Raw genomic sequence first — 18,273 nt, forward strand, 5'->3', positions numbered from 1 at the left:
GACAGCCATGTTTGATTTTAAATGGGTTTATGAATTAGTCCTATTGCTATATGGTCTAAGTTTAATTGGATATTTTATTGATTTTATTCAAAATAACCGGAAGGCCAACCAAGCTGCCTTCTGGTTACTTAGTTTGGTCTGGGGGTTGCAAACCCTTTTTTTATTCGTTCAAGTTTTTGTGAATGAAAATTTTCCTATTATGAACATTTATGATGGACTTTTTTTTTACGCTTGGATTCTAGTAACGTTTTCGTTAATCATTAACCGTCTATTTAGAGTGGACTTCCTTGTATTTTTTACTAATTTACTCGGTTTCTTTGTGATGTTGATCCACATATCAACTAGAGCTCAAAGTGTGTTGGACGACCAGGGAGTTGCACTTGTTCATGAAATGTTAGTCGTTCATATTACGCTCGCTCTTATCTCGTATGGATTCTTTACACTCTCATTTATTTTCTCACTGCTGTATTTATTGCAATATCGATTATTAAAACAAAAGAAATGGAATGCAAAGTTGTTTCGTTTAGGTGATTTGACGAGACTCGATCACTTTTCATATATAGCTGTGATTTCAGGTATGCCGCTCCTTCTCATTGCACTTATTTTAGGGGTGACCTGGGGATACGTCTCTGAAGATACATTCTATTGGTACGATTCTAAAACATTAGGTTCAATATTAGTTCTTATCGTATATGGAATTTATTTATTTTTAAGAGTGGTAAGAGGTTACCAGGGAAGAGCAATATCTATTTTTAATAGCGCAGCATTTCTATTTCTACTTATAAACTTCTTTTTATTTGGCTCATTATCAAACTTTCATTTCTAATCCTTGAGGAGGACTTTCAGTGCGTAAAATCGTTATAGGCTCGCGTAAAAGTAATCTAGCCATTACTCAAACAGAATGGGTAATTGAACAATTAAAAAAAGTGGACCCATCTTATGATTTCGAAATTAAAAGAATTTCAACCAAAGGAGATCGTATTTTAGATGTGACACTTTCTAAAGTAGGCGGCAAAGGACTTTTTATTAAAGAAATCGAACAGGCAATGTACGACAAAGAAATCGACATGGCTGTTCATAGTATGAAAGATATGCCGTCTGTAGTAGCTGAAGGATTAATGGTGGCGTCCGTGCCAGAACGTGAAGATCATCGAGATGCTTTTATTTCAAATGGAAACATTGGGTTGAAGCACTTAAAAGAGGGAGCAATTGTAGGTACAAGCAGTTTGCGCAGAGGAGCACAAATTAAAGCCTTTCGCCCTGACCTGGAAATTCAATGGATTCGCGGAAATATTGATACTCGTCTTAGAAAGCTTAAAGAAGAAGGTTTTGATGCGATCATACTAGCTGCTGCTGGATTAAAAAGAATGGGCTGGAGTGACGACCTTGTTACAGAATACTTAGAGCCAGAGGTATGCGTTCCTGCCGTTGGTCAAGGTGCCTTAGCCATCCAATGTCGTGAGGAAGATACTGAGCTTGTAGAGTATTTAAAAAAGATTAATCATGACTATACCGACATTACCGTAGCTGCGGAGCGTAAATTTCTTCATGACTTAAATGGAGGGTGTCAAGTTCCGATCGGTGGCTATGCCTATTTAAAAGGGGATGAGATCACGCTTACCGCATTAGTAGGTAAGCCGGATGGTTCAGTTATCCTGCATGAAACGGTAAAAGGTAAGGATCCAATTGCTGTAGGAAAGCAAGCTGCTGACCTTCTTAAGGAGCAAGGGGCTGTAGAGATCGTCGAGAAAGCTAAAGAGGAGTACGGTCAATAATGAACCCCTTAGAAGGCAAGAAGGTCTTAGTCACAAGGCCTTCTTCTCAAGCGGGTGGATTACTTCAGAGGTTAGAGAGAGCTGGTGCCAGCCCTCTCCATATACCTCTCATTGAATTTCAATTACATGATTCTAAAGAAAATGAGCGTATTTTATCTAAACTTCACGACTTTAAATGGGTGTTTTTTACAAGCTCCAATGGCGTGAAGTTTTTTTTCGAATGGCTACAAAAAGCGAGTGAGACTTTTCCGGCTGCTTGTCAAATTGCTGTAGTGGGTGAAAAAACGAAGAGAGCCGTTGAACGTTATCAATTAAAAGCAGATTTTATTCCCTCTGAATTTCAAGCAGAGAAAATGGCTGAAGAATTCTTTCGTAACTATGAAGAGCCAGGCTCCATCCTTTATGTTAGAGGAAATCGCTCGCGAGAAACGCTATTGAATGAATTTAAAAATCGTAGCATTCTTTTTCAATCGATGACAGTGTATGATACTCTACTAATAAAAGAGTCAGCCGTCATTTGTAAGCACTTAAATTCTTTAGATGCAGTTACGTTTACTAGTCCTTCGACCCTGCAAGCTTTCATTCGTTCTGTAGGGATGAATAGAGAAACAGCTTTATCAAAGCCTTGTTTTTGTATAGGTTCTACAACAGCAGATGAAGCAGTAAAACTTGGGTTTAAGAAGGTATATTATCCCGCTATCTTCATTGTAGAAGAAATGGTTCAGCAAATGATCGATTACTTTTCGAAAGAAGGTTAACAGTATGAATGATTTACAATTTAAAAGACACCGACGCTTAAGAAGAACAGAATCGATGCGTTCTTTAGTGCGTGAAACGAAACTACAAAAAGAAGATTTAATTTATCCGATCTTTATTGTGGAAGGGGAAAATGTCAAAAATGCTGTAAAATCGATGCCTGGTGTACATCAAGTTTCCCTGGATTACTTATCAGACGAAATGTCTGAATTAGAGCAGCTAGGCATTCGTTCTGTCATTGTATTTGGCGTACCTCAGGAGAAGGACGAGGTAGGAAGTGAAGCTTATCATGACGCGGGTATTGTGCAAAAAGCCATTCGTCATATTAAAGAAGCTCACCCATCGTTGACGGTGGTAGCTGATACCTGTCTGTGTCAATACACTGATCACGGCCATTGTGGAATTGTGCGTGATGGAGATATTGCAAACGATGAGTCATTGGAGTTACTAACGAAGACAGCTGTTAGTCAAGCAGAAGCTGGAGCTGACATCATTGCTCCTTCAAATATGATGGATGGATTTGTCGCTGCCATTAGAAAAGGATTGGATGAGGCAGGGTATAGTCAAATCCCAGTTATGTCTTATGCGGTCAAGTATGCTTCTGCCTTCTACGGACCGTTCCGTGATGCGGCACACAGTTCACCTCAATTTGGGGACCGTCGAGCTTATCAAATGGATCCTGCGAACCGTATGGAAGCTATTCGGGAAGCTGAATCTGATGTGGAAGAGGGAGCCGATTTTCTTATAGTAAAACCTGCTTTGTCTTATTTAGATATCATGCGTGAAGTAAAAGACCGGTTTAACCTTCCTCTCGTTGCTTACAATGTAAGCGGAGAATACTCAATGATTAAAGCTGCTGCAGCCAATGGATGGGTGAATGAAGAAGAAATCGTTATGGAAAAATTAACTTCTATGAAACGAGCAGGGGCAGACTTGATCATTACTTATTTTGCAAAAGATGCAGCCAATTATCTAGATCAGTAATGGAAGGGAATGATAGTTAGTTATGAGAAATTTTGATCGTTCGATTGATGCATACAAAGAAGCCGTTCATTTAATGCCAGGGGGCGTGAACTCTCCAGTACGTGCGTTTAATTCAGTAGATATGGACCCCATTTTTATGGAAAAAGGCAAAGGTTCAAAAATCACTGATATTGACGGAAATGAATACATTGACTATGTGTTGAGCTGGGGTCCTCTTATCCTGGGTCATGCGGATGATCGTGTAGTCGAGTCGCTGAAAAAGACGGCAGAGCTTGGGACGAGTTTTGGAGCTCCTACTACTTTGGAAAATGATTTGGCTAACCTTGTCATTGACCGTGTGCCTTCTATAGAAATGCTTCGTATGGTGAATTCAGGTACAGAAGCAACGATGAGCGCTCTTCGTGTAGCGAGAGGGTATACTGGGAGGAATAAAATTCTGAAATTTGAAGGGAACTATCATGGCCATGGTGATTCTCTGCTAATAAAAGCAGGATCTGGAGTAGCTACATTAGGCCTCCCTGATTCACCTGGTGTGCCCGAGTCTATTGCTAAAAATACGATTACCGTCCCATATAACGATTTAGAGAGCGTAAATTATGTATTTGAAGAATATGGTGATGATTTAGCTGCTGTGATTATCGAACCTGTCTCAGGCAATATGGGAGTGGTCCCGCCTAAGCAGGAATTTCTTACAGAGCTTCGTCAGTTAACTAAAGATAATGGTACGGTGTTAATTTTTGATGAAGTGATGACCGGTTTTAGAGTAGGATATCACTGTGCACAAGGCCACTTTGAGGTTACACCTGATATGACGTGCTTAGGAAAAGTAATTGGAGGCGGCCTCCCAGTTGGAGCTTATGGAGGGAAACGCGAGATTATGGAACGTGTGGCACCAGTAGGTGATATTTATCAAGCTGGTACCCTTTCTGGCAACCCATTAGCGATGACAGCAGGCTATGAAACGCTTAAAGCTATGGACGAAACTGCTTATAATGAAATTAATAAGAATGTGGATCGTTTAGTAGAAGGCTTTAAAGTCGCAGCTGAGAAATATGACATTCCATTAACCATTAATCGAGCCGGTTCAATGGTTGGCGTTTTCTTCACAGATGGACCTGTAGAAAATTTTGAGTCTGCTAACCAATCGGATCTGAAACGGTTTGCTAAATATTACAGAGGAATGATTGAGCAAGGTATCTTCTTACCGCCATCTCAATTTGAAGGATTATTTTTATCTGTTGCTCATACAAAAGAAGATATCGAACAAACCATTGATGCGGTTGAAGCCGTATTTAAAACCTTATAAATATAAGAAAGCCATAGTCCTTGAATATGGCTTGAGCTTGTGGAGAAACCCCTGTTTTCCCGCAAGCTTTTTTCTTGCAGCCAGGAGCGAAGGCCCCTTCCCTTTCCGCGGACGAGCGCCCGATCTTCCTCACGAAACCCACGCTCGACGATCTCGGCTCACTCGTTCTTACGCAGGAGTGGAAGGGGCCTCGCTCCTTGGACTTTCTTTAAGACAGAAAAAGACTCTCCTTCACCTAGCTCACCCTTACTAGATGGAGGACAATCTTTTTCATGTTCTGGCAGGCAGCCGTCAACAGCGCCTGTTCCCTCACTTTCTCTTTTCCACGCAAGCGGCTCTAGCGCAGCCCATGCAGTTTTTTAAATCTGCGAAGCTACGCTCACCCTTATCTTTTTCTATGAAATCTTCTCCTTCGTATGTATATCATCAAAGCTGATGCATAGAGTGGTAATAGTTGACTTTGTTGATTAACTAGGGAGGGGACATTGTTATGCAGAATAATCAGGAGTTTTCTTTTTATTTAGATGAATCACTCTGGTTTAAGGAAGGACAGGGCGTCAGTGAATTAATTGGCATTTCACTTGAACCAAATGTATCGATTGCTGATTTAGGTGATGAGGTGAGGCTCCATGGAACAGTAGAGTTATTTGGAGAATATATGGCTAATGAAAAAATTGAGCCTTATAGGAATGCAGATACGCCTCCAGTTGGGCGAGTATTAGAAGTGGACGATGGAGAAGAAGAAGGTGTATCTGAATTCACCCATTCTTTCCCAGTGGAAATCACCGTCTCAAAAGATCGCGTGGCGAATCTAGAAGAAGTTGTGATTGATATTGAGACCTTTGATTACGAACTTCCTGAGCCAAATAATTTAACACTTCACGCTCAGTTGAGCATGAATGGCATTCTTCAAGAGCGAAGTACTGATCCTTTAGAAGAAGAACATAATGTTATTACCATAGGGCCAGTTCAATATAAAGATGAAGAACAGGAAGCTACTGCAGGAGAGGAGTTTAGGGAAGAAGACAATGTAGATCAAGAAGAAAGCGGTCGAAAGGAACACACTCAATCATTTTCCGATTTTTTCAAACCTCAAATGGCAGAAGAAGTAGAGGAAAACGAACAAGAATTTACAGATCAAGAAGAAGGTGCTGAACCTTACGAAGAGGTGGAGTCAGCAGAAGTTGAGCAAGATGAACCCTCTCCATCCGTTAACGGATTCAAGCAAATTTTTCAGCACCTATTTCCAAACAGAGATGAAACGTACTCACAAATGAAAATGTATATTGTGCAGGAAGACGAAACGATTGAGATGATTGCTGAACGCTATGAAGTACCCGTTAAGCAATTAGAAAAGGTGAATCAAGTTGAAGAAGAAGTAGCACCAGGTCAAATTGTTTATATCCCGAATTAAATCCATTTAAAACGGAAAGCTAAGTGCAGACCGATGCATAATCCAAGTAAAAATACGTCTATAGTAGTGGGGAATATTAAAGTACGGATCAGCTGATACACACATATTGGCATTGTTGCTTTTTCAATCACATATAACCAGTGGCGGCACCATGGGGGGAGACGATAACGATACATGCGGCTCATTATTTTCCCTCCTTTCATTTTATTTTTAGAAATAGTTGACTTCATACATACATTCTATATACAATATGAATATTAATGACTATATGTGAAATGCCGTGATTGGGAAGAGTACATTAATCGAGCCTTCAGAGAGGGAGACAGCTGGTGAGAGTCTTCTAGGATTTGGATTTATGGAATGTCGCCCGGGATGCAGCTTCTTTGAACACATAGTAAAAGAAGCCGGTTAGAAGCCGTTATCTGTTATGAGTGTGCAAATAATTTTTTGCAAATAAAGGTGGTACCACGGAAAAGTAATCCTTTTCGTCCTTTCTAGGATGAAGAGGGTTTTTTTATTTTTTAACAGAAATGAAGGAGGATAATTAATGGAACATAAAGAACTATCAATGCCGACAAAATATGATCCTTCAGCTGTCGAGCAAGATCGTTATCAATATTGGGTAGATGGAAAGTTTTTTGAAGCAACAGGAGATAAGGAGAAAGAGCCATATACGGTTGTAATCCCGCCTCCAAACGTAACTGGAAAATTGCACTTGGGTCATGCTTGGGATACAACGCTGCAGGATATTTTAACTCGTGTAAAGCGTATGCAAGGCTATGACGTGCTTTGGCTGCCGGGGATGGATCATGCAGGAATTGCTACTCAGGCTAAAGTAGAAGCTAAATTAAAGGAACAAGGAACGTCACGCTATGATCTAGGTCGTGAAGCGTTTTTAGAGAAATCTTGGGAATGGAAAAAAGAGTATGCTCAGTTTATCCGCACTCAATGGGAAAAACTTGGTCTAGGATTAGACTATTCGCGTGAACGATTTACGTTGGATAAAGGGTTATCTGAGGCGGTAAAAGAGGTTTTCGTTAAATTATACGAACGTGATCTTATTTACCGTGGAGAATACATTATCAACTGGGATCCTTCTACAAAAACGGCACTTTCTGATATTGAGGTTGAATACAAAGATGTGCAAGGTGCCTTTTATCACATGCGTTATCCTCTTAAAGACGAAGAAGGTTCTATCGAAGTTGCAACGACTCGTCCAGAGACAATGCTTGGGGATACAGCTGTGGCTGTTCATCCTAACGATGAACGATATAAGCATTTGATTGGCAAGAAAGCCATCTTACCTATTATTGGCCGTGAAATTGAAATTGTTGCAGACGATTATGTCGATATGGATTTTGGTTCTGGTGCAGTAAAAATCACACCTGCTCATGATCCAAACGACTTTGAAATCGGAAACCGTCATGACCTGGAACGTGTTCTCGTAATGAATGAAGATGGCTCGATGAACGAGAATGCAGGTAAATATAAAGGAATGGACCGCTTCGAGTGCAGGAAGCAAATTGTAGCAGATCTTCAGGAAAGCAATGTTCTATTTGAAATTGAAGAGCATGTTCATTCTGTCGGACATTCTGAGCGCAGTGGAGCAGTAGTAGAGCCTTATTTATCCACTCAATGGTTTGTTAATATGGCACCTTTGGCCAAGCAAGCAGTTGACCTGCAATCTTCAGATGATAAGGTGAACTTCGTACCTGATCGATTTGAGAAAACGTATTTAAACTGGATGGAAAATATTCGTGACTGGTGTATCTCTCGTCAGCTTTGGTGGGGCCACCGTATTCCTGCATGGTATCATAAAGAAACAGGTGAAATTTATGTAGGTAAAGAAGCTCCTGAAGATGAAGAAAATTGGGAACAGGATGAGGATGTACTAGATACGTGGTTCTCCTCTGCGTTATGGCCTTTTTCAACGATGGGCTGGCCCGATGAATCCAATGAAGATTTTCAGCGTTATTTTCCTACCAATGTACTCGTAACAGGATATGACATTATTTTTTTCTGGGTAAGTCGAATGATTTTCCAATCCATTGAGTTTACGGAACGTCGTCCTTTCGAGGATGTATTGATTCACGGACTTGTAAGGGATGCAGAGGGAAGAAAGATGAGTAAATCATTAGGAAATGGCGTTGACCCTATGGACGTCATTGAGAAGTACGGTGCCGATTCCCTTCGTTATTTCCTATCAACTGGATCTTCACCAGGTCAAGACTTACGTTTCCAATGGGAAAAAGTTGAGTCTACTTGGAACTTTGCGAATAAGATTTGGAATGCTTCACGCTTTGCTCTTATGAACATGGGAGACATTAAGTATGAAGACATTGATTTAACTGGTGACAAATCAGTTGCTGATGAGTGGATATTAACTCGTTTGAATCAAACCATAGAGCAAGTGACGAAAAATATCGATCGTTATGAATTTGGAGAAGCTGGCCGCCATTTATATAACTTCATTTGGGATGAGTTTTGTGACTGGTATATTGAAATGGCAAAACTACCTCTATACGGAGAAGACGAACAAAGAATTCATACTACTCGATCAATCTTGGCCTACGTTTTGGATCAGACGATGAGAATGCTTCATCCATTCATGCCATTTATCACTGAAGAAATTTGGCAGCATTTACCTCATGAAGGGGAGTCTATTACTCAGGCATCATGGCCAAAAGTAAATGATGATTTCCACAACGAGCAAGCTGTTGAGGAAATGGAACGTCTTGTCTCTATTATTCGTTCGGTTCGAAACATTCGAGCAGAAGTAGACACCCCAATGTCTAAAGAGATCCAGCTTATGATACAAGCAAAGGATGATAAAATCGTAGCTGAGCTTGAGAAAAATCGCAGTTATCTAGAGCGTTTCTGTAATCCTAGCGAATTAGCCATCGGCACGGATCTTCAGGCCCCTGAAAAAGCGATGTCTGCTGTTGTAACCGGTGCTGAATTGTATCTGCCACTTGCTGGACTCATTAACATCGATGACGAAATCAAGCGTTTAGAAAAAGAATGGGAAAAGTGGGATAAGGAAGTCAATCGAGTTCAGAAAAAATTATCTAACGAAGGCTTTGTACGTAAAGCTCCTGAACATGTCGTTGAAGAGGAACGTAAGAAAGAAAATGATTATTTAGATAAGCGTGCGAAGGTCGAAGCACGTATGAAAGAGTTAAAAGCTTAAAATGGAGATGGAGGGTATTCTAAGTAGAATACTCTCCTCTTTTATGAAATGAGGAGTTAAATAAAATGAAGTACGGTGAAGCATTACACTGGATACATACAAGAGAAAAATTCAAAGTAAAACCTGGTTTAGTTCGCATGGAATGGATGTTAGAAAGGCTGCAAAACCCTGAAAAAAGTTTAAATGCTATTCATGTAGCAGGGACGAACGGTAAAGGCTCCACTGTTTCCTTTTTAAGAAATCTCTTGGAAGCTCAAGGTTACACAGTGGGTACGTTCACATCTCCATATATCATACGCTTTAATGAGAGAATGAGTATTAATGGGCTGCCTATATCAGACTACGAACTCATTGATTTAGTAGAGTTGGTTAAACCTTTAGTTGATGAGCTCCGTGAATCAAAAATAGGGGAGCCCACTGAGTTTGAAGTTATTACAATCATGGCCGTACTTTTTTTCAAACAAAAAGGTGTAGACTTTGCCCTTTTTGAAACAGGTCTGGGAGGAAGATATGATTCAACAAACATTATTCACCCTATTCTCTCAATCATCACGAATATCGGAAAAGATCACACGGCAATATTAGGTGAGACCTATAAAGAAATTGCGTATCAAAAAGCTGGCATCATTAAGAAAGATCGTCCTGTGTTTACTTGTGTAAAACAAGAAGATGCTTTACAAGTGATTACAGAAGAGGCTGCTAAGCAAGGAGCTCCTCTTTCAGTAGAAGGAAAAGACTTCTTTCTCAAGCACGTAGCCCATACATCAGACGGAGAATCTTTTTACTTTAGGATCGACGACTATTCTTCACCGTTAATGGTTACTGGAATGAAGGGAGTACATCAAATATACAATGCTGGGCTAGCATTGGGGGCGATGGAACAGTTGAGAAAACTCGGCTATTTAGTCCAGCAAGATTTTTATGCCGATGCCATTCAATCCACAACTTGGCCTGCAAGGTTTGAGATCGTTCAAAAAAATCCAGCCGTTATATTAGATGGTGCTCACAATCAAGAAGGCACAGAAGCATTAGTTCAAACATTAAAGGCTCACTTTCCTGATAGGTCGATATACCTTCTTTATGCAGCCGTCCAAGATAAACCGATTGAACAGATGTTAAATCAATTAAAACCCATTGTTAAAGAAGCTTGGTTTACAAATTTCCAATTTCCAAAAGCTATGAAAGCAAGGGATATAGCAGAGATATCTTCGATCAATACTAGTTACGTGGCAGAGAAACAAGAAGAAGCATTACAACAAATTATGGATAAACTAACTGAGGAGGATGTCCTAGTTATTTCTGGTTCACTTTACTTCATTTCCGATATTAGGAAATATTTTGAATAGAAAGGACGGTTGTGTTATTATTGTAATTGTTTGAAATTTCTAATTCGATTGAAAGAGAAGGAGTGAAGCTCTATTGATATCCTTGAAAAAGAAGCTCACCATATATGGAATTTGGGTGGCTGTGTGGCCGCTTACTTTGTATATGGTTTTCGCAAATACTTCCTTCCCTATTTTTGACTATAAGATAGATATCATAGGATTTATGATTCTAGCCTCTATTGTTGCCATATTTCCATTATTAATGGGCGACCATCCTGTCTTTCTAACGAATGGAGTCAGCTTTGCAGCTTTTTTATTTTTTGGACTACTCGTTGAGATACTTGTTATTCAAGTATCTCTCATTTTTCTAATGATCAAGCTAAGAGTGGGAAAGACAAATTTCATTCGCATTCCTTTGAACATGCTCATGTTTCTTATTATCTCTCTTATTACAGCAGGAGTGTTTTACTCCCTTGGCGGAAGTCATGGAGAAAATGCACTTCAATCAGGAGCGGATGCTGTTCCTGTTATGGCTTATGCTCTTACACAGATTGTTATTAATCAGGTTTCACTTAAGTTGATTGGACGGTATCTGTATAGAAGAAAAGTAAAGTGGGTCGACCAAGGTGTTAAGTGGGAGCTTCTTACTACTGCTCTAGTTGCCCCTGTAGGGTTAATGCTGTATTTCGTTTATACAGAAATCGGCCCTTCTGCCATTTACTTAATTGGATTCCCGTTTTTACTCATCTCCATTATGTTAAGACAATTTCATAAAACGAGCCAAGTCAATCAATACCTTCAAAAAACAGGGGACATAGGTCATGAACTTACCGGAAAACTGGGGGTGAAGGAAGTCCTGGATGTCTTTGTAGAAAGAGTCACATCTTTACTCCCATTAGACTATTTATACATATTCGATGTGAAATCTGACAATACAATGACTTTAGTACGCTTTTTTGATCGAATTGAGAATGTACAACTTCCTGAACTTGATTTAGTGGAAGGGAAGAGCATAAGCGTTGATACCTTGAAACAGGGAAAAGGAAAGCATTATCATACGAGGAAAAAATGGAAGCAGTTAGAGAATATTTATACACCGGAGAATGTAGAAAGCGTCATGTCCATTCCTATTACCCGTCAAAACAAAACCGTCGGTATTATCACCATGTATTCGACCCAGCCTCGTGCTTTTTTTAAGTATCAGTACATGATATTAAATATCCTCGGGAGTTATTTAGCTGTAGCTATTGAAAATGCACGACATTATGAAAAAACAAAGACTGAAAGTGAACGCTGTCCGTTAACTTCTTTATACAATTACCGTTACTTTGAAAACTATTTACAAATGATTGCAGAAGAGTGGAGAAGGGAAGAAAAACATCGTCCTGTTTCCCAGATTCTATTAGATATCGATCATTTTAAACTCGTGAACGATGATTACGGCCATGAAGCAGGGAATGAAATTCTTTGCGAGTTAGCTAATCGTCTAGAAGCTATAATAGGTCCTAGTGGTGTAGTTGCACGTTATGGAGGCGAAGAGTTTGTTATCTTGCTTCCCGATTACCCGAGCTCTGAAGCCTTGAAGGCAGCAGAAGAAATGAAAGAAATGATTACAAGTTCTCCTTTTATCATTCACGATCACATCTTACATATTGAGGAACCTGTTGAAGTCTTTATTTCTGCTAGCATTGGGGTTGCTTCTTATCCTGAGAATTGCGAGGACTTATTAGAATTAACGCGTCACGCCGATCGCGCGATGTACGTTGGTGCGAAGCAAAGAGGGAGAAATCGTGTCGCGAGTTATGAAAAAATAAAGCAGACAGCTGAATAATCGCATTCAGCTGTCCTTTCCATAGAAGGGGAGTATATGGATTGAATACTAACGATCTTTAAGATAATTTTCCAGACACAATTAAAACGTTTCATCTTCTGCGGAAGTGCCTTTACTTGGGGGCTTATGTATCCCTCACGAATTAGAAAATGCTGAATAAATCCTTTCAGGAAAGACACTCTTGATCGGGTGATTTTCCTCTATACAAAATGAGGAGCGAAACATGACACTATTTCTAACATTTTATTTATTATTAATCGGTTTGATTCTTGGCTCATTTTATAACGTTGTAGGTCTTAGAGTTCCAAAAGGGGAGCTTTTTAAACAAGAACGGTCTTATTGTCCAAATTGTCATCAATCATTACGTTGGTACGAGCTTATCCCGATCTTCTCTTATATTCTTCAAAAAGGACGTTGCCTTCATTGCCAGCAAAAAATTTCACCTCTTTATCCTCTTATGGAACTATTCAGTGGCTTAAGCTTTTCTTATAGTTACTGGGTATTCGGATTTCAACCTTCTCTCATCCTCGCTTTATTGTTATTGTCCATGTTCCACATTATTATAGTAAGTGATTTACGGTATATGGTAATCCCTGACAAGGTATTGCTTTTCTTCACCGTCTTATTCGTTATTTATCGCTTCGTTTATCCAACTGTTCCGTGGTGGGGATCAGTAGTAGGAGCACTGACTGGTCTTATTGGAACAGCGGTTATTATAGTGATCAGCCGAGGGGGGATGGGAGGAGGAGATATGAAGCTATTTGCAGTTATAGGATTAGCATTAGGAACAAAACTGCTTTTACTAACCTTCTTTCTCGCAACCTTTATTGGAGCCATTGTTAATTTAACCTTGATCTTTTTTAAAGTTATTTCCCGGGATAATCCTGTACCATTTGGCCCTTACATTGCAGCGGGAGGAGCAGTTGCCATTTTTTATGGGTCCGATCTTATAGATTGGTATCTCAATCGTTTCTTTTAAGCGCTTTATAATTTATTTTACCTTAAAGGATATCCCTCCTATCGCAGTGAATTCATAACTTTGCTGCATTTCTCGACGTTTTGTCTAATCATGGTCGAATGATGATTGCTGACGGGTTCAGTTTTATGTGCAAATGGTTAAAACTCGAAGAATTAGAGGCCGAGCAGCCATCTTATAATTTTGGGCAAGAAGCATACAAATTTTGTATTTTGAAGATAATTCAAGAAAAGACTTGTGAGTCAAGTCTTTTTTTGTGTGGAATTATTGTCGAATTGCTACTGACAAATTTCAACGTCCTTTTCCTATGAGCTGTGGTACGTTGTATAAAAGATAAAGGAGGGGAAACGACCATTGGCTGAAAAAAATAATAAAATAATTATTTCCTACAATAAAGATAAAGAGACTCAGCAGGAAATAGTACAAGCAAAAAAGGAACAAGCTGCTGCGGATGTGAAAGAATTACAACAGTCTGACGAGCTCGGCTCATACTCTAAAGTATATAAAATCCCTTCTTTCCGTAAGAGGTTATCTCCTTATTCTTTGAAACACGTCAGTTTATCGGTGATGACAGCTATAATCGTAAGCTTTGCACTTGGCTTTATTTTATTAAAATTATTTGTATCGGTAACAGATGAGACATCTCCACCTGTAGAAAGTGTGTCAGGAGGACAAGTCCAAAGTACATCTGCCGAAACAGTACAGGTAGATTTGCCAAGCCTTAAATCAGAAGTAGTGCAGAGCGGAGTTTTCACGAATGAAGAGACAGCGGAAGAATGGCAAGGAAAGCTAGAAGAACAATCGGTCCCATCGATGATATGGAAGAAGGACGAGCAATATTTCTTATTATCAGGAAGCGAAGATGCGGAAACAAATATTGCTCAGGTAGCTGACGAGTTAGCAGAACTAGACATTCCTACATACCTAAAATCGTGGGAAGTAGCCGGAGGACAATTAGAAATACCTGAATCGCTGCTTTCTACTATAGAGAACTTGCTTTCTCATATTCAGAATCATACGTTACACACTGTGCCGATTGAAGAGCGGGAACAGTTATTAAGTGCATGGGAAGATTCAGGTGCTGGTAATGAGCAATTTGAAAAAGCTCTTCAAGCGTGGGTGAGCGAAACGGACAATGGGGTAAGCTGGCTAAATATAGCTCAGTCACTAGAATCTTTGAAAAACTGACTATTTTTGTTTTTATATAGGAATGACAGGGAGTAAAACCAAAAGATTTTCTATAAAGAAATGCTTTATTCTCTAAATAACTGCTTCTATTATTAAATAATCTATGCTCTCTGAAATACCAGATTTTTAATAAACTGTTAATACCTCAATGAATTGGTTGAGGAATTTGACGGAAAGGAAGCGAACTAGCAATGTCTTCAACGAGTATAATGATTCGAGACGTCCCAAAAGAAGATCGGCCTAGAGAGCGTTTAGTGAAACATGGCGCGCACCACCTATCCAATCAGGAACTGTTAGCAATTCTTCTAGGAAGCGGGTCAAAAAAAGAATCAGTTACGTCGCTGGCTCAGCGTATTCTTATTCATTTTGAAGGAATTATGTTATTAAAAGATGCTACGATTGAGGAATTGACGGCGATTAAAGGAATAGGTTCCGCCAAGGCTGTTTTATTGCTTTCAGCTATTGAATTTGGAAGAAGACTGCAGCAAATGAAACCTGTCGAAAGGTATGTCATTCGAAGTCCTGAGGACGGAGCAGATTTTGTAATGGAAGAAATGAGAGATTTAAAGCAAGAACACTTCGTCTGCCTTTTCCTAAATACAAAGAATCAAGTGCTCCACCGGCAAACTGTATTTATCGGCAGTCTGAATGCATCGATTGTACACCCTCGCGAAGTTTTCAAGGAAGCGGTGAAACGTTCCGCCGCTTCGATTATCTGTGCCCATAACCATCCCTCAGGGGACCCATCTCCATCGCAAGAAGATATTCAAGTTACGCGCAGGTTAAATGAGTGCGGGAAAATGATAGGGATTGAATTGCTCGATCACTTAGTTATTGGTGACCGGAAATTCATTTCTCTCAAAGAAAAAGGATATCTATAACACTATCTATTTTTTATTATTTTTCGTATAATTGAATAGATGAAAAAAATTAAGCGCCATTTATAAGGATTATCTTATAATATGGCGCTTCTTCTCATGATATATTGATTATTGAATTCAACATGAATGTGTAGGAGAAAGGAAGATATTATTGGGTTTATTTGGTTTTTCGCAAGATTTAGGTATTGATTTAGGAACCGCAAATACACTAGTCTTTTTAAGAAATAAAGGAGTTATTCTAAGAGAGCCTTCTGTTGTAGCAAAAAACATCCAAACAGGCGATATTGAAGCAGTTGGAAATGATGCAAGAAACATGATTGGACGTACCCCGAACTACATATCTGTTATTCGTCCTATGAAAGATGGGGTCATCGCAGACTATGACACGACGGCCCAAATGATGAAATATTACATTAAGCAGGCATTACGCAATCGTTCATCTTTTGCAAGCAAGCCTAATGTTATGGTGTGTGTACCTTCAGGCATTACGATGGTCGAGGAGAGAGCTGTCATTGATGCAACTAAGCAAGCAGGGGCAAAAGAAGCATTTCCGATAGCGGAACCTTTTGCAGCAGCCATTGGAGCTGGCTTACCTGTATGGGAGCCGACAGGAAGCATGGTTGTTGATGTCGGTGGAGGAACAACTGAAGTAGCGATTATTTCACTAGGTGGGATCGTTACTAGTCAATCGATTCGAGTGGCAGGTGACGAGATGGATGACGCGATCATTCAACACGTGCGCAAACAATATAACTTGATGATTGGTGAGCGCACAGCTGAAGAGATTAAATTCGAAGTCGGCGGTGCTGGAAAAGCAGACGTGAATCAAACGATGGAAATTCGCGGTCGTGATCTGCTTAGTGGACTTCCAAAAACAATTGAAATCCATGCGGATGAAATAGTTCGAGCGTTAAAAGATACCGTCGATTCTATTGTAGAGACGGTCAAAAATACATTGGAGAAGACACCTCCAGAACTTGCGGCGGATATTATGGAACGAGGAATAGTGCTTACAGGCGGTGGAGCACTTTTGAAAAATCTTGATCGTGTTATAAGTGAAGAAACGAACATGCCGGTATTCATTGCGGATGAACCTCTTGATTGTGTAGCTATTGGGACTGGGAAATCACTCGAATACATTCAACACTTCAAGTCTCAACCTAATGTTGCCACCCGACCGAAAACGGATTAAGGAGTCTTTTGTATGCCCTCATTGTTTCGAAGAAAAAGACTTATGACCGTATTAATTGGATTTATTATTTTAGTAACCCTCATTGGTTATTCTACGAGGGACCGCAGTGAGTTATCCGTACCAGAGAAGTTTCTTCAAGATTCTGTAGGGTGGGTGCAAACCGTCTTTCATTCACCTGTCCAACTCGTGGATAATGCTTATCAAAATATACAGAACATGTTGAATGTATATGAACAAAATGAAGTATTGAAAACTCGATTAGACGAATACAAGGGACTTATTCAAGAGAATCAGCAATTAAACAAGGACAACCGTGATTTAAGAGCTACATTAGAAAAAACAGAATCAATGCGTGACTATACACCTATTCAAGGAACTGTCATTGCTCGCAGTTCCGATCGTTGGTTTGAACAAATGACGATCAATAAAGGAGAAGAGCATGGTGTAGAGAAAGACATGGCGGTCATTACAAGCGAAGGTATGGTAGGTAAAATACAATCTGCTGGAGCTTTCCACTCCAATGTCCAGCTTCTGAGTGGTTTTGATGAATCCAATAAAATTTCTTCCTGGGTAGTAAGAGAAGATGAAGACAACGCATTTGGCTTAATTGAAGGCTATGATAGTGAAAGCGGCAGATTGCTGCTTGAAGGGATTAATCTAGATGAGGAGTTGGAAGAAGGCGATGTGGTGATGTCTACAGGTCTTGGCGGGGTGTTCCCGAGTGATTTACGTATTGGTACTGTCGACGAAGTACAAAATGATCGTTCAGGATTAACGAAGACAGCTTATGTTGAACCCTTTGCGGATTTGTTTGACATTAGTCATGTGATGGTAGTTGATCGAGATATGCAGCCCGTTAGTGAAGAAGAGCAAGAAGAAGGCGATGACCAATGATTAGGTTTTGGATCTCCATATTCCTCGTCATACTGCTTGTTCTGCAAGGGATGGCAATGAGCCTCTTACCAGCTAGAATTGTATATTCAGAGCTGCTAGTCACTCCTCACTGGGTTTTATGTTTAATTATGCTAATTGCTATATTCTTTGATAAAGATGAGACATATCACTGCGTGTGGTACGGCCTTGTATTCGGACTACTTATTGATGTGGTATATACAGGGGTATTAGGTGTTTACATGGTAACGTACGCCAGTGTAGCTTATATTACTCATGGTCTTAAGAAGTGGTTTCATGCTAATTTTACCGCTTCCTTGCTGTTGGCCATTTTCGGCGTAGCTTTAGCAGATGCGATTTTATATGTGATTTACTCGTTTGTACAAGTTACAGATATGGCTTGGGGAGATTATATATCCTTACGGCTTCTCTCTACTGTTTTAGCGAATGCTATCTTTTTCTTATTGCTATATCCTCTGTTGAAAAACCGAGTAGAACAATGGTCAGATCGCTGGCAAAGCGCGTAATCGCGTAATAATGTATAAATGTGCAGAGTTTGAGGTG

The 18,273-nt window shown here is 39.8% G+C and carries 16 protein-coding genes, 1 pseudogene and 1 other annotated feature; of the genes and pseudogenes, 15 read left to right on the top strand and 2 right to left on the bottom strand.

Features of this window, described 5'->3' with window-relative positions:
• The first annotated feature begins 7 nt into the window (after positions 1-7).
• From IEV27_RS00745 to hemL, 5 genes are read left to right on the top strand one after another with little or no spacing between them, the layout of a single operon-like run.
• The gene (locus IEV27_RS00745) at positions 8-826 is read left to right on the top strand and encodes a cytochrome c biogenesis protein (protein WP_188375549.1); all 819 of its coding nucleotides are present in this window, start codon (positions 8-10) and stop codon (positions 824-826) included.
• A 19-nt stretch (positions 827-845) separates the two neighbouring features.
• Complete coding sequence (gene hemC, locus IEV27_RS00750; protein ID WP_188375550.1) at positions 846-1,775, top strand: hydroxymethylbilane synthase; 930 nt, start codon at positions 846-848, stop codon at positions 1,773-1,775.
• Positions 1,775-2,533, top strand: a complete 759-nt coding sequence (locus IEV27_RS00755) for a uroporphyrinogen-III synthase (RefSeq protein ID WP_188375551.1) — start codon at positions 1,775-1,777, stop codon at positions 2,531-2,533. Before hemC ends, IEV27_RS00755 begins: the two co-directional genes overlap by 1 nt.
• 4 nt (positions 2,534-2,537) lie before the next feature.
• Positions 2,538-3,515 carry a porphobilinogen synthase gene (gene hemB / locus IEV27_RS00760; RefSeq protein ID WP_188375552.1) on the top strand — a complete coding sequence of 326 codons (978 nt, stop codon included), beginning with the start codon at positions 2,538-2,540 and terminating at the stop codon, positions 3,513-3,515.
• A 22-nt stretch (positions 3,516-3,537) separates the two neighbouring features.
• The gene (hemL, locus tag IEV27_RS00765) at positions 3,538-4,821 is read left to right on the top strand and encodes a glutamate-1-semialdehyde 2,1-aminomutase (protein WP_188375553.1); all 1,284 of its coding nucleotides are present in this window, start codon (positions 3,538-3,540) and stop codon (positions 4,819-4,821) included.
• A gap of 235 nt (positions 4,822-5,056) precedes the next feature.
• On the opposite strand, the pseudogene IEV27_RS00770 reads toward hemL, so the two are convergent.
• Positions 5,057-5,214 (bottom strand): annotated as a pseudogene (locus IEV27_RS00770) (transposase); the annotation flags it as partial.
• Positions 5,215-5,311: 97 nt separating this feature from the next.
• Here IEV27_RS00770 and IEV27_RS00775 point away from each other — a divergent pair.
• Positions 5,312-6,235 carry a LysM peptidoglycan-binding domain-containing protein gene (locus tag IEV27_RS00775; RefSeq protein ID WP_188375554.1) on the top strand — a complete coding sequence of 308 codons (924 nt, stop codon included), beginning with the start codon at positions 5,312-5,314 and terminating at the stop codon, positions 6,233-6,235.
• Here IEV27_RS00775 and IEV27_RS00780 read toward each other — a convergent pair.
• Positions 6,232-6,420, bottom strand: a complete 189-nt coding sequence (locus IEV27_RS00780) for a YszA family small membrane protein (RefSeq protein WP_188375555.1) — start codon at positions 6,418-6,420, stop codon at positions 6,232-6,234. The two genes, IEV27_RS00775 and IEV27_RS00780, sit on opposite strands and share 4 nt — an antisense overlap.
• 86 nt (positions 6,421-6,506) lie before the next feature.
• Positions 6,507-6,731: a binding site (T-box leader), on the top strand.
• Between the two features lie 51 nt (positions 6,732-6,782).
• On the opposite strand from IEV27_RS00780, the gene IEV27_RS00785 reads away from it, so the two are divergent.
• The 9 genes from IEV27_RS00785 to mreD all read left to right on the top strand — a co-directional run bounded on the left by IEV27_RS00785 (position 6,783) and on the right by mreD (position 18,236).
• A complete protein-coding gene (locus tag IEV27_RS00785) occupies positions 6,783-9,425 on the top strand; it encodes a valine--tRNA ligase (RefSeq protein ID WP_188375556.1) in 2,643 nt (880 codons plus the stop codon).
• Positions 9,426-9,490: 65 nt separating this feature from the next.
• On the top strand, positions 9,491-10,771 hold the full coding sequence (locus IEV27_RS00790) for a bifunctional folylpolyglutamate synthase/dihydrofolate synthase (RefSeq protein WP_188375557.1): 1,281 nt from the start codon (positions 9,491-9,493) through the stop codon (positions 10,769-10,771).
• 73 nt (positions 10,772-10,844) lie between these two features.
• Entirely contained in the window at positions 10,845-12,581 is a 1,737-nt protein-coding gene (locus IEV27_RS00795) for a sensor domain-containing diguanylate cyclase (RefSeq protein WP_188375558.1), read from the top strand.
• 223 nt (positions 12,582-12,804) lie between these two features.
• Positions 12,805-13,560 (top strand): prepilin peptidase, encoded by a 756-nt coding sequence (locus tag IEV27_RS00800; RefSeq protein ID WP_188375559.1) that lies wholly within the window; start codon positions 12,805-12,807, stop codon positions 13,558-13,560.
• A 351-nt stretch (positions 13,561-13,911) separates the two neighbouring features.
• Positions 13,912-14,745 (top strand): hypothetical protein, encoded by an 834-nt coding sequence (locus tag IEV27_RS00805; RefSeq protein WP_188375560.1) that lies wholly within the window; start codon positions 13,912-13,914, stop codon positions 14,743-14,745.
• Between the two features lie 191 nt (positions 14,746-14,936).
• On the top strand, positions 14,937-15,626 hold the full coding sequence (gene radC / locus IEV27_RS00810; protein WP_188375561.1) for a RadC family protein: 690 nt from the start codon (positions 14,937-14,939) through the stop codon (positions 15,624-15,626).
• A 151-nt stretch (positions 15,627-15,777) separates the two neighbouring features.
• The gene (locus tag IEV27_RS00815; protein ID WP_188375562.1) at positions 15,778-16,818 is read left to right on the top strand and encodes a rod shape-determining protein; all 1,041 of its coding nucleotides are present in this window, start codon (positions 15,778-15,780) and stop codon (positions 16,816-16,818) included.
• A 12-nt stretch (positions 16,819-16,830) separates the two neighbouring features.
• Positions 16,831-17,712 carry a rod shape-determining protein MreC gene (mreC, locus tag IEV27_RS00820; protein ID WP_188375563.1) on the top strand — a complete coding sequence of 294 codons (882 nt, stop codon included), beginning with the start codon at positions 16,831-16,833 and terminating at the stop codon, positions 17,710-17,712.
• Positions 17,709-18,236 carry a rod shape-determining protein MreD gene (gene mreD, locus IEV27_RS00825; protein WP_188375564.1) on the top strand — a complete coding sequence of 176 codons (528 nt, stop codon included), beginning with the start codon at positions 17,709-17,711 and terminating at the stop codon, positions 18,234-18,236. Before mreC ends, mreD begins: the two co-directional genes overlap by 4 nt.
• Positions 18,237-18,273: the final 37 nt, after the last annotated feature.

It is taken from the genome of Halobacillus andaensis, from assembly GCF_014636475.1.
Classification (GTDB): domain Bacteria; phylum Bacillota; class Bacilli; order Bacillales; family Halobacillaceae; genus Halobacillus_A; species Halobacillus_A andaensis.

Excerpts from the sequence above, each read along its gene's own strand:
- IEV27_RS00745 (WP_188375549.1), top strand. The coding sequence starts at position 8 with ATGTTTGATTTTAAATGGGTTTATGAATTAGTCCTATTGCTATATGGT.
- IEV27_RS00755 (WP_188375551.1), top strand. The coding sequence starts at position 1,775 with ATGAACCCCTTAGAAGGCAAGAAGGTCTTAGTCACAAGGCCTTCTTCT.
- hemB (WP_188375552.1), top strand. The coding sequence starts at position 2,538 with ATGAATGATTTACAATTTAAAAGACACCGACGCTTAAGAAGAACAGAA.
- hemL (WP_188375553.1), top strand. The coding sequence starts at position 3,538 with ATGAGAAATTTTGATCGTTCGATTGATGCATACAAAGAAGCCGTTCAT.
- IEV27_RS00775 (WP_188375554.1), top strand. The coding sequence starts at position 5,312 with ATGCAGAATAATCAGGAGTTTTCTTTTTATTTAGATGAATCACTCTGG.
- IEV27_RS00780 (WP_188375555.1), bottom strand. The coding sequence starts at position 6,420 with ATGAGCCGCATGTATCGTTATCGTCTCCCCCCATGGTGCCGCCACTGG.
- IEV27_RS00785 (WP_188375556.1), top strand. The coding sequence starts at position 6,783 with ATGGAACATAAAGAACTATCAATGCCGACAAAATATGATCCTTCAGCT.
- IEV27_RS00790 (WP_188375557.1), top strand. The coding sequence starts at position 9,491 with ATGAAGTACGGTGAAGCATTACACTGGATACATACAAGAGAAAAATTC.
- IEV27_RS00800 (WP_188375559.1), top strand. The coding sequence starts at position 12,805 with ATGACACTATTTCTAACATTTTATTTATTATTAATCGGTTTGATTCTT.
- radC (WP_188375561.1), top strand. The coding sequence starts at position 14,937 with ATGTCTTCAACGAGTATAATGATTCGAGACGTCCCAAAAGAAGATCGG.
- mreC (WP_188375563.1), top strand. The coding sequence starts at position 16,831 with ATGCCCTCATTGTTTCGAAGAAAAAGACTTATGACCGTATTAATTGGA.
- mreD (WP_188375564.1), top strand. The coding sequence starts at position 17,709 with ATGATTAGGTTTTGGATCTCCATATTCCTCGTCATACTGCTTGTTCTG.